The 2119-nt window shown below is 38.4% G+C and carries 1 protein-coding gene and 2 pseudogenes; 2 read left to right on the forward strand and 1 reads right to left on the reverse strand.

The window, feature by feature from the left end; translation table 11 throughout:
• Positions 1 to 252 (forward strand): annotated as a pseudogene (locus tag ABZX02_RS43815) (hypothetical protein); the annotation flags it as partial.
• Positions 253 to 362: 110 nt separating this feature from the next.
• Here ABZX02_RS43815 and ABZX02_RS43820 read toward each other — a convergent pair.
• Positions 363 to 1510 (reverse strand): IS3 family transposase gene (locus ABZX02_RS43820; RefSeq protein WP_152023957.1). Its coding sequence is split into 2 segments (ribosomal slippage): positions 363 to 1258 and positions 1258 to 1510, totalling 1149 coding nucleotides; the frame shifts between segments, so codons are not numbered across the junction.
• A gap of 74 nt (positions 1511 to 1584) precedes the next feature.
• Between ABZX02_RS43820 and ABZX02_RS43825 the strand changes: the two are divergent.
• Positions 1585 to 2119 (forward strand): annotated as a pseudogene (locus ABZX02_RS43825) (transposase); the annotation flags it as partial.

The raw sequence follows: 2119 nt of genomic DNA on the forward strand, positions 1-2119 counted from the left end.
GCCGTGCTGGCGCACCGGCTCGTGATGAAGCCCGAGACGTGGACGTCCGGCGTGAGCGGGGTGCAGGTCGTCACCGAACTGCTCGGTCCTCTCTATGACGAACTGAAAGAATTGAGAGGGCTTAATGGAGTCAAAGACCACTTGTCTTATGTATCTAGCAAGCGTGAAGAATATTCTAAGCACAATATCGCTAAGTATTTGAAGAAAGCAATCGAGCAATATCTACCTACGGTTAAAAGGCAGGACTTATGATGAGTGAAAAGTTAAAGACAATTAAAGTGGACTAATGTCAAATATTTAGACACAAAATGAGCTATATTTTTGGAAAGTCAACGAAAAACTAGACACGGAGTTAAGAGAATTTAAGAATTATATTTTTCAAAGTCTTTTGGCGACTTGTAATCAAGACCTGAATGCATCCTTTTTGTATTGTAATAGGTCTCAATGTATTTAAATATTTCTTGAGTAGCCTCAGCTCTTGTCTCAAAATGAGCATCATTAATAAGCTCCCTCTTTAGCGTCTTATAAAAAGACTCCATCATTGCATTGTCATATGGATTTCCTTTACGACTCATGCTAGATTGAGCACCGACTTGACGAAGAGTAGATTGATAACGAGAGCTTGTATATTGACTCCCTTGATCAGTATGGACAATCAAGCCAGGCTGAGGATGTTCTTTCCCACAAGCTTGTAAGAAGCAATCCCTCACCAGTTTATCTTGCATCCGTGAAGACATTGACCAGCCTACAATCTTACGTGAAAAAACGTCGATATTCACGGCTAAGTATAAGGTGCCTTCTTTGGTAGGGATATAGGTCATGTCTCCCAGCCATACTTTATTAGGAGCTGTTGCTTTAAAGATCTGATTAATTAAATTGGGTCTTGAAAGCGAAGCTCCTTTTCTGTTGTAATGTTTATATTTATAACGGCTTCCCTTGGCATAAAGTCCCATCAAGTGCATCAGTTTCCCAACACGTTTCGTGTTGGTCATAATACCAGTATTATGAAGTACCTTGGTAATTCTAACCGCACCATAGCGTCCCTTATGCTCATGAAAGACAGCTTTTATCTTCTCTGAGAGAATTTCTCTCTCCACTTGTTGTTTTGAAGGACGACGATGCATGTATTCATAGAAACCTGAGCGAGAAACCTTAAGAACTTTTACTGCATGCTTAATTTTTATCTTCCCATGATGTTTCAAGAGAAATTCAAAACGTTTTACTTGCTTCGCTTCAAGAAGACCCGGAACTTTTTTAGAAGTTCAAGTTCCTCCTGAAGATAACGATTTTCTTTCTCTAACAATTTAATCTTATGTTGGGCATTAGCTAGGGCTGTCCCATTGCCTGGAAAAGCACTTTCTCCATATTCTTCAACTTCTTGAACCCAGCGATAAAGACTATTGGCATGAACCTCAAGCTCTTGGCTGACTTCTTTAACAGAGAAACCCTCTTCAAGAATGAGTTTTACTGCAGAATTTTTAAATTGTTTATCGAATTTTCTTCTTGCCATAATAAACCTTTCCACGATTTCTCTTAACTTTGTGTCTAGTTTATTATAACCTTTCCATTCGGAGGTCTTTTCTTATGGTCAAATATTCCATAGAATTAAAACAACGCGTTATTCAAGATTATTTATCTGGCAAGGGAGGCTCTACCTATCTTGCTAAACTGCACAACGTAGGTTCATCTAGTCAGGTTAGACGCTGGATTCGCAATTATCGAGCAGAGGGACTTCCTACAGCTCACTCCAAAGTCAATAAAAATTATTCTATGGAGTTGAAAGAAAATGCGGTACAATGTTATTTAACAACTGATTTAACGTATGAAGCTGTGGCAAGAAAATTCGAAATTACTAATTTTACCTTACTTGCAAGCTGGGTTAATCATTTCAAAATTTATGGAGAAGTCCCAATAAGCAAAAAGAGAGGACGGCGTAAAAAACTAGAAAGCATTGCATCGTCTATGACTCAGAACCCAAATGATTCTCAACGAATTAAAGAACTTGAACAAGAATTACGTTATGCGCAAATTGAGGTAGCTTATTTAAAAGGACTTCGGAGATTGGAGAAAAATGCTCTAATGAACAAAAATCAAGACTCATCTACAGTCTCCGTAAAAC

The sequence above is a fragment of the Lentzea sp. NPDC003310 genome, from assembly GCF_040610935.1.
Classification (GTDB): Bacteria; Actinomycetota; Actinomycetes; order Mycobacteriales; family Pseudonocardiaceae; genus Lentzea.